The organism is Hydrogenovibrio sp. (assembly GCF_049975065.1).
In the GTDB taxonomy this organism is placed as follows: Bacteria; Pseudomonadota; Gammaproteobacteria; order Thiomicrospirales; family Thiomicrospiraceae; genus Hydrogenovibrio.
In genome coordinates this window covers 1-11,964 of record NZ_JBNGDN010000015.1, presented here as the reverse complement: position 1 = coordinate 11,964, position 11,964 = coordinate 1, and the positions used below count along the sequence as shown (strand labels likewise).

10 protein-coding genes are annotated in these 11,964 nt (G+C 52.2%); 5 read left to right on the top strand and 5 right to left on the bottom strand.

Annotated features, from left to right (window positions below):
• The first annotated feature begins 54 nt into the window (after positions 1-54).
• Complete coding sequence (gene ppx, locus ACP5D0_RS03590) at positions 55-1,575, top strand: exopolyphosphatase (protein WP_472364209.1); 1,521 nt, start codon at positions 55-57, stop codon at positions 1,573-1,575.
• Here ppx and ACP5D0_RS03585 read toward each other — a convergent pair.
• Entirely contained in the window at positions 1,569-2,666 is a 1,098-nt protein-coding gene (locus ACP5D0_RS03585) for a ferredoxin reductase domain-containing protein (protein ID WP_472364208.1), read from the bottom strand. The two genes, ppx and ACP5D0_RS03585, sit on opposite strands and share 7 nt — an antisense overlap.
• Before the next feature lie 111 nt (positions 2,667-2,777).
• Positions 2,778-3,275, bottom strand: a complete 498-nt coding sequence (locus ACP5D0_RS03580; protein ID WP_472364207.1) for a hypothetical protein — start codon at positions 3,273-3,275, stop codon at positions 2,778-2,780.
• A 297-nt stretch (positions 3,276-3,572) separates the two neighbouring features.
• On the opposite strand from ACP5D0_RS03580, the gene pyrE reads away from it, so the two are divergent.
• From pyrE to ACP5D0_RS03565, 3 genes are all read left to right on the top strand, one after another.
• On the top strand, positions 3,573-4,214 hold the full coding sequence (pyrE, locus tag ACP5D0_RS03575) for an orotate phosphoribosyltransferase (protein ID WP_472364206.1): 642 nt from the start codon (positions 3,573-3,575) through the stop codon (positions 4,212-4,214).
• A gap of 38 nt (positions 4,215-4,252) precedes the next feature.
• Positions 4,253-4,774, top strand: coding sequence for a SixA phosphatase family protein (locus ACP5D0_RS03570; RefSeq protein ID WP_472364205.1), 522 nt, complete (start codon positions 4,253-4,255; stop codon positions 4,772-4,774).
• A 95-nt stretch (positions 4,775-4,869) separates the two neighbouring features.
• On the top strand, positions 4,870-8,304 hold the full coding sequence (locus ACP5D0_RS03565) for a methyl-accepting chemotaxis protein (protein ID WP_472364204.1): 3,435 nt from the start codon (positions 4,870-4,872) through the stop codon (positions 8,302-8,304).
• 187 nt (positions 8,305-8,491) lie between these two features.
• Here the strand turns inward: ACP5D0_RS03565 and ACP5D0_RS03560 are convergent, their stop codons facing one another.
• Both ACP5D0_RS03560 and argB read right to left on the bottom strand, forming a co-directional pair.
• On the bottom strand, positions 8,492-9,247 hold the full coding sequence (locus ACP5D0_RS03560) for a sulfite exporter TauE/SafE family protein (RefSeq protein WP_472364203.1): 756 nt from the start codon (positions 9,245-9,247) through the stop codon (positions 8,492-8,494).
• A 37-nt stretch (positions 9,248-9,284) separates the two neighbouring features.
• A complete protein-coding gene (gene argB / locus ACP5D0_RS03555; protein ID WP_472364202.1) occupies positions 9,285-10,199 on the bottom strand; it encodes an acetylglutamate kinase in 915 nt (304 codons plus the stop codon).
• A gap of 159 nt (positions 10,200-10,358) precedes the next feature.
• On the opposite strand from argB, the gene ACP5D0_RS03550 reads away from it, so the two are divergent.
• The gene (locus ACP5D0_RS03550; RefSeq protein ID WP_472364201.1) at positions 10,359-10,952 is read left to right on the top strand and encodes a YbjN domain-containing protein; all 594 of its coding nucleotides are present in this window, start codon (positions 10,359-10,361) and stop codon (positions 10,950-10,952) included.
• Between the two features lie 79 nt (positions 10,953-11,031).
• Here ACP5D0_RS03550 and folM read toward each other — a convergent pair whose 3' ends face one another.
• On the bottom strand, positions 11,032-11,757 hold the full coding sequence (gene folM, locus ACP5D0_RS03545) for a dihydromonapterin reductase (protein WP_472364200.1): 726 nt from the start codon (positions 11,755-11,757) through the stop codon (positions 11,032-11,034).
• Positions 11,758-11,964: the final 207 nt, after the last annotated feature.

Sequence of the window (11,964 nt, the reverse complement as noted above, 5' to 3'; positions counted from 1 at the left end):
GTAAACTACCCCCCTTTTTTTAAACGCTCCAACAACCAGCCTGAGCCACAGACTATGACAGAAGCACGCGACGCAAACGATTCCAACCCGAACATCTATGCCGCCATCGACCTGGGCTCCAACAGCTTTCACCTGGTCATCGCCCGAGAAGTGCACGGTCAACTGCAAATCATCGACAAGCACAAGGAAATGATCCGCTTGCGCTCAGGCCTGGACAAAAAAGGCTTTTTAACGCCTGAAGCTTTTCAAAATGGCATTGAGTGCCTGGAACGTTTCGGACAATTGATTAAGACCATCCCGCCGCAACAGGTGCGTGCCGTCGGCACCAACACTTTGCGCAATGCCAAAAACAGCCATGAATTCTTGAGCCAAGCCCGTCGCGCGCTGGGGCACAGCATCCAAATCATTGCCGGACAAGAGGAGGCGCGACTCATCTACCTTGGCGTGGCGCATGGATTGCCGCAAAACGACGAACAACGGCTGGTAATGGACATCGGCGGCGGCAGCACCGAGTACATTATCGGCCAGAACTTCAGCTACAACCACCTCACCAGCACCGAAATGGGCTGCGTCAGCATCACCCAGTCCTTTTTTCCCAAAGACGATATTTCCGAAAAACGCATGAACAAAGCCATTTCGGCCTGTCGGCAGATTTTGCGCCCGCATCTTGTCAAGCTGACGCGACTCGGCTGGGATTGCGCCTTTGGGGCATCCGGCACCATCAAAGCCATTGGTACGATTTTAAAGGAAAATGACTGGAGCCAGTCGGGCATTACTTTAGACGGTCTGCACCGACTCAAAGATGCGATGATTCAGGTTGATGCGGTGCAGAATGCCGACATCGCCGGTCTAAAAGAAGAGCGGGTACCGGTGTTACCCGGCGGTTTGGCGATTCTGATCGCCACCTTTGAAGAGCTGAAAATCGAACAGATGCAGGTGTCGTCCAACGCCTTACGCGAAGGGTTGATTTTTGACACTTTGGGACGACTCTTTGCAGAAGACGTGCGCGAAACCAGTGTGGCCGCCATCCAGACCTGGCTGAAAATCGATTTACCGCAAGCCAATGCCACCGCCCGCACCGCCGAAATGCTCTACAGACAAGCCCACAACAGTTGGCAACTGCACGACAGTGAATACAACTACGACAAGCTGCTAAACTGGGCCGCTCGACTGCACGAAGGCGGCATGGCGCTGAGCTACAAACGTTATCGTCACCACAGCGCCTATCTGATTGAAAACGCCGAATTGGCTGGGTTCACTCAGGAAGAAAAACAGATGCTTGCGGCGATGCTACTCAATCACCGTGGCAAATTTGTGCCGGAAGCCTACGCTGTGTTCGATGAGCCGCACAATGAAAAACTGCAATACCTGACGGTGCTGTTACGCTTGGCCGTGCGCCTGCACAGAGGGCGCGAGACCGACATTCCCGACATTTTACTCTATCTGGAAGGGGATAAATCCATTCGCCTGCAGTTTGAAAACGACTGGCTACCGGCGCATCCGTTAACGCAAATGGATCTCGACATCGAAGCGGAGCGTCTCGCCGCCGCCGGATTTACGCTGTCTTATCAATAAACGTCAAACTGAACCCGACGGCTTTTTTTCCAGGCCTGCCAAAGGCGAATGGCCGCCGCTTCGTCCAGGCCACCCTCGGTGCATAAAATCCGCACAAAGGTGTCTTCCACAGCGGTTTTCAACTGGTTTTTATCGCCGCAGACATATAAAAACGCACCGTCGGACAACAGATTCCACATGGTTTCCCGTGCTTCCCAAAGCCGATCTTGAACATAAATCTTATGCGCTTGATCGCGCGAAAAAGCGGTACGCAGGTGCAAGCCTTTCGCTTCCCACTCCGCTAGCGTAGTTGCAAATAAATGACTTTTATCACGATGGGTCTCACCGAAAAATAACCAGGCCTGGTGGTTTCGAGCACGCGCCTCATCCAAAAACCATTCCTGCAGAAAACCGATAAACGGCGCTATGCCGGTGCCGGCTCCCACCATAATAATCGGTGCGGTGGTGCACATGGCTTCTTCCAGCAGATGCGGCAACTTGAAGTTTCGATTCCGGCTCAAGGCCACATCGATCTCATCGCCTGGCTGCAAGCCGCTCAAGGCCGTGGTCACCACCCCGTGTCGCTCGCGTGCCTCGCGGACAAACGCCACTTGGCGATACACCAAATCCACCCGCTTGTCGCCCACGGCTTTCGGAGCCGATGCAATGGAATAATACCGCGGTGCCAACGGCGTTAAATAGTGACACACCGCCAGGCCTGTCAATTGCGGATAGGCTTGCAACAAATCCACAATATCACGGCCTTCCGCATACGCCATCATGGCGGCGCGATCCGCCCAGTCGTCCAACCCCATCTCACGCTTTAGCTTATTGAGAATGGCCGGATTCAACTGGGTCAACTCCAGATGGTAACGCAACGCCTCTCGCACGGTCATCTCGCCAAAGCGTTTTAAGGTAATGACTTCATCGCCACGCAACTGCAGTTGTTGCAACACTAAATCCACCAGGTCTGGCGAATTCTCGGCCGACACCATCAACCAGTCTCCCGGCAGATAATCCAGTGCCGCTTCGGTTTCCAGCCCAAGGTGATAAATCGACTTCTCAGGATGGTTCGGCGTTAAAAGCGCATTGAACAGCACGGTCGCCCGCATAAAAAAACTCCCATCTCGCATCAGTTCTAATGTCTGTTTAAATCATACGTTTAAGCCGAACATTATACGGCCGAATCCACCGCCACCACCAGTGGCACAGTCAAAATCGCTTTAGCCGCCCAGATTGTCCATCAACACACTCATCCAAGGGGCCGTCACTAAAATGGTCACCGCTGCCATGAGGCCGGATACCAATCCGATGCCGACCTGCGGTACCAGATTATTGCTCTTCAGCTCAATGTCAGACATTTGACGCTCCAGGCTGGCGAAAATATCCACTTGCTTTTTTAACAGACCGTTCAGAGTGCGGATCTGTTTAAACAGCAACTGCTGCTCTTTTTCGACTTTTTCACGCGCTTTTTCAGACGCGTTTTCCAAGTCGCGCATCTGCTTGGCCATTTGACCGATGGACGCGTCCATTTCCTTAACCAGGCTCTGAATGGCTTCTTTATCTTCTTTGAGCCATTCAAAATCGGGCGACACCATGTCTTCCATATCATAGGCCGTCATGCGTTCCTTGCGATTTTGATCGCGGTGACGTCGCAACGCCTGCTCCAGCAACACACTTTTTGAACCCAGGGGTTCCACCTTACTCAAATCAATCGCCATGGTCGTTTCCTTTTCATTGGGCTAGATTGGCTAGCGCGCTATCGCTAAGTGTCAAAAAAACGACACTTTCATTCTTAATTAAACCCAGCATTGCAGAAAGCGTGCCAACCTGAATCCAACCTCAAAGAATTGCGGCGACACCGTTTCAAACCCGCACAAAATCGCTCTTGAAAACCCAAAAAAACTTTATGACAACAAACCTTGAGAAATAGGGACGACCTCGTTAATATAGCGTGATGAATAGTAAGTGATTTTTACGTCTCCGCCTTTGGCTAGAACGAACCCATGAAGTGCCAGATGAACAAAACCAAATTTATTGAATTTATCCTCCAGGCCGGCGTGCTCAAACTCGGCGAATTTACCTTGAAATCCGGGCGCAAAAGCCCGTATTTTTTTAATGCCGGTTTATTCAACACCGGCGGCCAGTTGGCGCAACTGGCCGAGGCGTATGCCGCCACCATTGCCAACAGCGGCGTGGCGTTCGATGTGCTGTTCGGCCCGGCGTACAAAGGCATCCCCTTGGCCGCCACCACCAGCGTCGCCTTGGCCAAGGACTTCAAACTCGACAAGCCTTATGCGTTCAATCGCAAAGAGGCAAAAGACCACGGCGAAGGTGGCACGATTGTCGGCCATCCGCTGCAGGGACGTGTGCTGATTATTGACGATGTCATTACCGCCGGCACCGCTATCCGCGAAGCCATTGACATCATCCAGTCCCAAGGGGGCGAGCCCGCCGGCGTGGTGGTGGCGCTGGATCGCATGGAACGCGGCCAAGGAACCCAATCCGCCATCCAAGAAGTGGAAGCGCAATACGGCCTACCGGTCTTCAGCGTCATAGATTTAAATGATATTATTGACTTCTTAGCCGAGCAGACTCAGGATCCAAGTCGTTTGCAGGCCATGCAGGATTATCGCCGAGAATACGGCATTGACGCCTAACGGCACCCCTTGACATTAACCGATGAGTGAGCGACAACGTGGCTGATAAACTCCGAGAACTGCTGTTACTGAGACACGCCAAGTCTGACTGGAAGGACAGTGAGATTCCCGATCGGGAAAGACCCATTTCCATCAAGGGCAAAAAAGCCGCCTGCAAAATGGCGCACTGGCTCAAAGAACAAAAACGCTACCCGGATTTGGTCTGGGTCTCCCCTGCCAAACGCGCACAACAAACACTGAAGCGCTTGAGTTTGCCAAAAGACATTGCGGTGGAAACGCGCGATGAACTCTATATGGCCGACACCCAAACACTATTGTCATTATTAAGCCAAGTGCCCAAATCGTTTAAACGCGTCCTGCTGATCGGCCACAACCCAGGCCTAGAGGATTTGATTCACTTTTTTTCCGGTGCTGTGGATGACGGTCATACCAAGTTGCTGCCCACGGCGGCCTTGGCGCAACTGGTGCTGTCGCATGACTGGCAGAATCTCACCGCCGGTGACGGACGCTTATCCGACATCATACGCCCAAAAGACATAAAATTGCCCATCAAACAATAACAATAGGCATGCATCCTGCTTAACCTTCCAAACTGTATGGGCATGAGTGTTAAGCCAAGGATAAACGAAACAATATAACGGTCAGAGGTTGCCACATGACACAATCGAACAAACCCCTTATCAACGAACAGGTTGAAATTCCAAGTCATTATCGAATCATTTCCCGAACCGATCTCAAAGGCACCATTCTACAAGCCAACTCGGAATTCATCGAAATCAGTGGTTACACAGCCAATGAAATTATTGGACAGCCACACAATATCGTCCGCCACCCAGATGTGCCGAAAGCGGTGTTTAAAGATTTCTGGGACACCCTCCAGTCTGGGCAATCCTGGACACAGATCGTAAAAAACCGCACCAAATGCGGTCGTCACTACTGGGTCAAGGCCAATGCCACCCCGATTTTCGAAAACGGCAAAGCGGTCGGCTATATTTCCGTGCGCACCCCCGCCACCCAAGCCGAAATTGCCGCCGCCAGTCAGGCCTACAAAGACATTAACAACGGCAAGCTGGTGATTAACCGTGGCAAAATCCAGTCGCCAACAGCCCATCGTCTACAGCAGCTCAACCCCTTCAACCGCATGAAAATCATGACCAAACTGGCGACCACCGGTTTGTTGCTGGTACTCTCCGGTTTTATCATTAGTGCCACACTGGCGGAAATTGACTATCTCAAGGCCGAAGATAATAATGGACAAATCCGCAAAACGCAAATCGTGCGCGATGCGGACACTTATATCCACAACCATGAGATGATCAGTCTCAACACCGCTATGGGGTTGGCCTCCAATCAGGAAATCATCCAAGCCTTGCAGACCTTCACCCCAACCAATGCCAAATCCGCTTTAGACAAAGAACTGGCACGTCTGGAACGCATTTCCGGCCAAAAAGTCAAAGCGCATATTCACGATGCCACCGGTTGCTCCTTCCAACGCTCGTGGCAAGACAAGTCCACCGGTGAAGACCTCACTGGCTTCCGCCACACGGTCAATAAAATCAAAGACTGCCAAACCGCCGTCACCGGCATGGAACTCGGGCGTGCCGGTGCCGCCATCCGCAGTTTATCGCCTGTGTTCGATCCCAGCGGTCAAGATTATCTTGGCTCCATCGAAGTGGTTTCCAGCATTAAGGACATGGTGACCTACTTTGAAAAACAAGGCATCGGCTATGTCTCTCTGTTCACACCGGAAGCCTTAACCATTGCTGTTAAGGCCAAAGACAATCCAAAATTTGGCGATCTAACACTGGCCAGCACCCAAGATTTTTCGAAGCAAAATGTCGCGCTACTCGACACGATTGACATGGCACGACTGATGCAAAACGGCCAGCTTATTACCGCGACCCACTTTATCGCCATCAGTCCCATTAGCGACACCAATGACAACAAAATTGGCTACCACCTCTTTATCGAAGACTTGAAAGCCCTCAACCAGCTGAACGAAGCCGCAGCCAGCGCCGACATCGACGCCGTGACCAATGTCACTGTGTCCATGATGGCACTGATTCTCGTCTTCCTGCTCCTGATTCGCAGCAGCGTTATTCGACCTCTCAAAGCGGTTGTCGATGTGATGAGCCATGCCACCGAAACCGGCGACCTCAGCATCCGCGTGGATGCCTCGCATAAAGATGAAATGGGGCAATTGGCCGAAGCCTACAACAACCAAATGCAGGCGGCGCAAGTCTCGCTGGGCGAAGCCGGACGCATGATGAAAGACATTTCCGAAGGGCGCCTAAAAACCGAAACCGTTATCCCTATGAACGGCGACTATGAAGTGATGAAAACCAACCTCAACGGTGCCTCGCAAGCACTTCAAGAAACTTTTGGTGAAATCCGTGGCATTCTGCGTGAAATCCGTATGGGTAACTTTAACTATGAAACTCAGTATCAGACCAAAGGTGACTTCAGCGATGCCATGAAAGATGCCCAAGCCGCCATGACCATTTTGAAAGGCGTTTTCTACGAAGTGAACGAATTGATGGCGCAAGTGGCCGACGGCTTCTTTGGCCGTCGCATCACTTCCGAAGCCGAAGGCGAAATCAAACAGCTCAAAAACAATATCAATGCCTCACTGGATCAACTTGAAAAAGTGATTAAGGAAACCGCCCAAGTGATGATTGCTCAGGGCACCGGCGATCTGCGCGCCCGAATCGATATGGAAACCGATGGGACGCTGGCGGTTTTGAAAGCCGGCATCAACAGTTCCGTTACCAATATCGGCAGTTTGCTGTCGCAATCGACCTATTCCATCAAAAAACTGTCGGACGGCACCATTAAAATTTCCAACGACATTTCCGACTTGTCGGCTCGAACGCAACAGCAAGCCGCTTCATTGGAAGAAACCGCCGCGAGTATGGAACAAATTACCTCCACCATCCAGCAGACCGCCAATAACGCGAAAGAAGCCAATGAGGCCGCCACAACTTCTCTGACCGAAGCCCGCGAAGCCAATCAGGTGGTGCATAAAACCATTGAATCCATTAATGAAATCAACGAAGCCAGTGCCAAAATTTCGGAGATCACCACCTTGATCGACAGCATTGCCTTCCAGACCAACCTGCTGGCACTGAATGCCGCGGTGGAAGCGGCGCGTGCCGGTGAGCACGGCCGTGGCTTTGCCGTCGTGGCCGGTGAAGTGCGCACCTTGGCCGGAAAATCCGCCGATGCCGCCAAAGACATTCGCCAGCTGATCGACAACACGGTTGAAAAAGTGCATGAAGGGGCCAAGCTCGCCGACGAATCCGGCAAGGCACTGGAACTGATTAACGACTCCATTGCCCGCATCGGCAGCTATGTCCATGAAATCTCTCAGACCACCGCCGAGCAGGCCAAAGGGGTGGAGCAGGTCAATATTGCCATCAGCAGCATTGACCAGGTGACGCAACAAAACTCGACGCTGGTAGACGAAACCGCCGAGCGCACCGCCGAAATGAGCCGTTTGGCGGAAAACGTGGACGAGTTGATTGGCACCTTTAAAATCGACCTCGATCAGATTGCCTTCCGCACGGCGATGGAAACCGGCGAATTCACCTTTGCCCATGCCCGCCGCACCCACCGTCAGTGGAAAGGCATTATCACCGCCTATGTCGAAGGGCTGGACGTGGAGTTCAACCAAGAAGCCGCCACAGACCACCGCAAGTGCGCGCTAGGCAAATGGTTCTACGGACCGGAAGGTCAGCAATTCATGCATCTGCCGGAAATGAAAGACGTGGAAAGATGGCATGCGGAAGTGCATGCCACCATCAAGCGGATCATCGAAGCCAATAAAGTGGACGATATCGAAACCATTAAAACCGAGTTCCGCAATTTGGATGAGGCCAGCGATGAGGTCATTAAATACCTGACCCTGACGGAAAAAGCCGTGGCGCGTGAAACACAAGCGCACCCAACGCCGGTTAAATCGGTATCCAGCCAACCGGCTAAAAAGAAGCTGCAAGTTAAAAGCACTCAGACCAAGGCAAAACCGACCGCAGCCCCGCAAAAACCGGCACCGTCTAAACAGGGCAACGATGACGAATGGGGCGAGTTCTAACTCAATCTGCGCTGTAGTTATGCTCACTCCTACAAAAAAGCCATCCGACAGCGATGGCTTTTTTATGGGTAGCGCTTACGGCGAGCGTTTATGAGTCGCGGAAGTGACTGGATCACTTGAGCAGCCATGCCCGTCTGCAAAGTGGCAAAATGACAATATGGCCAGGCCTGGTAAAAAACGCTCAACGCTAAAACGTCTTCACAATCAAAGCCACACCCACCGCCACCGTCACCACCTCAAAGCTGCGCTTAACCAAGCGATTGCCTTTGACAATGGAAAAATGTGCCCCGGCGTAACCGCCGAGCAAAGAACCCAGAATCAAGGCCGGTAGCCAATCCCATTGGATTTGACCGTAAACCCCCAGCGTGACCGCACCGAAACCGTTCCAGAAAATCCCCACCAACACCAACGTATAAGCCACAGCCGCTTTATAATCCAACCCGAACCAGAGAATCAGCCAAAGCGTCACAAACAAACCCGAGCCGGACGTCAGCGACCCATTCAACCACCCGATGGCAAACAACACCAAGCCCCCTATGACCAGGCCTGGCCAATTTCGATGTTTGTCCGTGGCCTGCTGCCCCAGCTGCGGCTGCACAAACGAAAACAGCCCGAGACTCAATGTCAGCAGCCCCAACGCCAATTGTGACCAACGCTCATCCACCTGCAAAATCCAATGAGCGCCCGCCACCACCCCTGGCAGTCCGGACAGCAGAATCAAGGCGACAAAACCCGGTTGAAAACGCGACGATTGAAGGTGGCGCGCGGTGGCACCCAAACCTAAAAACACACTGGCCACCTTATGCGTGGCCAGCGCCACACTGAAAGGCAGCCCCAGAAACAACAGCGCCGGTAATTGCAATAAACCGGCACCGCCGCCCGCCAGCGCGGATAACAGATTGGCAACAAACGAGATGGCAAACAGCAGCAGATGTTCCAACATCACGCTTGCCTCTGATGCGTTCGCCAGTGCATACGCTTTATCGTGAAGTGATTAAGGTGCCCACACCTTCATCGGTAAAGACTTCCAGCATCACCGCGTGTTCGACTCGCCCGTCAATAATGTGCGCCGACTGCACCCCACCCTGCACCGCATCCAAGGCGCACTGTATTTTCGGCAACATACCGCCGTAAATGGTGCCGTCTTCAATCAGCGCATCCACCGATTTAGCGGTGAGACCGGTCAGCAATTGGCCGTCCTTATCCAGCAGGCCTGGCGTATTGGTCAACAGCATCAGTTTTTCCGCCTGCAAGGCTTCCGCCACTTTACCCGCCACCAGATCGGCATTAATATTGTAAGACTCGCCTTTGTGATCGACGCCCACCGGTGCAATCACCGGAATGAAATCGTCTTGGATCAGCATATCCAACACCTTAGTGTTGATGCGCACCACTTCACCGACGTGTCCCAGATCAATCAGTTCCGGCGCGTCCAGCGATTCGTTAAAGGTGGTCATTTCCAGTTTACGCGCCTGAATGAGGTTACCGTCTTTGCCCGTCAGACCGACCGCATTACCCTTGTGCTGGTGAATCAGATTGACGATTTCCTTGTTCACCATGCCGCCGAGTACCATTTCCACTATGTCCATGGTTTCGGCATCGGTGACACGCATGCCCTGAATAAACTCGGACTCTTTACCGACCCGCTCCAGCAAACGTCCGATTTGCGGCCCGCCGCCATGCACCACTACGGGATTCATCCCCACCAGCTTCATCAACACAATATCCCGAGCAAAGCCATTTTTCAGTGCGGCTTCGGTCATGGCATTGCCACCGTATTTCACCACGATGGTTTTTCCGGCGAATCGTTGAATGTAAGGCAAGGCTTCCGCCAAAACGGAAGCGATATTCTGAGCTTGAGCTTTGTTTAAATTCATGGTGTTTTGCACTCTCATAGCGAACTCTTAAAGGGGGATGGATGAAATGAAACGAATATTTTAGCATTCGGCGCACCGACACACGCGGAATTCATGAACACCTTTGCCACGCGACCCGCTGAAATTGCTACAATGACGGCTTTAACGGTTCTAACCCTGAGGTTCCATTCAAGCACTATGAAACGCACACAAAAACAGCTGAATCCCCCAAAAGGCATCCCCACGATTTTGGCGATGCTGGTAAGCCTGCCCCTACTATTCGCATTAAGCGGCTGCGAAAACCTGTCCACCAAGCCAGTGGACGCTACGCACATCGAAATCAACCTGCAAAATCAAACCAATGCCGAAGCGACTTTAAGCTTGGCCAAACAGCTTGAAAACAACGGGTTTACCGTCAAACCCGTTTCCGACGATCAATTGGTGCTGCGATACAACCAGCACAATTACATCCTAGAACCCAAGCTGCACCCAAAAGGTCTCAGTCGCATCGTCGTCAGCCGCTTGTTTGAAATCAAACCGGAATACCAAAGCTCACCGAATCTATTTGTGCTGGTCACGGCGCTGAATCGCGATCTGAATTTTGCCAAATTCTCCATTTTGCCGGAAAACCATGCCGGTCATGTGCAGACGGCCATCACCTTTGTTGACGAAAAAGTCTCACTGGACGAAATCAAGCAGTTTATCGCCTGGTTCGACGACAGTCTGGCCGAAGTCAAGCAGATGGTGCCGCCGGAAGCCCTGGATATGATTCAAACCCCCAACTCACAATGACTCCCACGCACAATGACGCTCTCTTAATAACCCACACTCGTCACGCCTTAATCGCCGGAAGATGACTCTTCTATTCCCCTTAGGGCGATGACTTTGATGACTTTAAAGACCCGAGTGAAACGGTCGATCCGGTTGCATTGGGGCTGTGCATTAAAAACTGCACCGCCTGCCAAATCGACACCTCCCCCGGTTCCACCGGAATGACGCTTTCCGCCAACCGCTTCTGGCGATACGCCTCGGAATCTTCAGGATGAAAAATCACCAGGCCGGGTGCAATGTTATTGACTTTAATGCGCGGCGCAAATGCTTGGGCAAACGACTGGGTCAGAGAGGCCAAGCCCGCTTTCGACGCCAGATAAGCCGCATAATCGGCATGGCCGGATGCCACTTTAATATCGGTAAGTGAAATAATGTCCGTCGTCGCCGCAGAGGTTTTTTCCAGTAATGAGCGGCAGGCCTGGTTAATTCGATAAGGTGCTTCCACATGCACCGCCAACAGGTCGCCCAGCAAACCCGGTTGTGCATCCACTTGCGCATCGGTCGCCCAAAGCGAGGCATTGTGAATCACCGCACGTAAGCTTTCAACATGCTTTGGCAGTTCATCCAAAAAAACATTCAAGGCTGCGCTGTCGGTAAAATCCACCTGGAACCCCAAAGCGCCTTGCGCTTTCAAGTCGTCCACCGCCGGACGTTCGGTGCGGTATGTAAAGACCACCAACTGGCCTTGCGCCAAAAATTGTTTTGCCAGATACAAGCCGATGCGTTGCCCGGCTCCGGTAATCAAAACAGCGTCTTTTAGCATCATTTCCTTTAGCCCGAATGTTTACCTTCGGTTCTTCGTTTCATAAATTTGTGCTGAGATTGCGCAGAGCATTGGTTTCTCGACTTACCCCTTCGGGCGTCGAGTTCTTTGTTTCACAAGGAAATTTTCGAAGAAACGTCGACTCCACGATTACGACCGACTGAAACGAAGAACTCGGCTGCAGAGCCGAGAAAAAATATTGCTTGTGGA